Raw genomic sequence first — 259 nt, forward strand, 5'->3', positions numbered from 1 at the left:
TGTTTGTACTACGTGCTGCCAGTTCCAAAGCGTTGAGTCAGAAGGCAAATTAAATATCGCAGCTGTTTCTAAGATAGACGTCCCATGTTCATTCATATAGTCAAGTACGTCTAGTTTATATTGGACTAAATCATTTGTATATGACTTTAAGAACGCTTTTTCACCGTGATATTGATATTTTCTCACCCAATATTGGAGTACCCTTTTATGCACTCCAATATGATTTGCGATCCCAAGCAAACTCTCGTTGCCGTTTATA

1 pseudogene is annotated in these 259 nt (G+C 37.5%); it reads right to left on the reverse strand.

Annotated features, from left to right (window positions below):
- Nucleotides 1-186: pseudogene (locus Q3W56_RS21250) on the reverse strand (IS3 family transposase); the annotation flags it as partial.
- Between the last annotated feature and the right edge of the window lie 73 nt (nucleotides 187-259).

This window comes from Bacillus sp. C28GYM-DRY-1 (assembly GCF_030519405.1).
GTDB classification, from domain to species: domain Bacteria; phylum Bacillota; class Bacilli; order Bacillales; family Bacillaceae; genus Bacillus; species Bacillus spizizenii_A.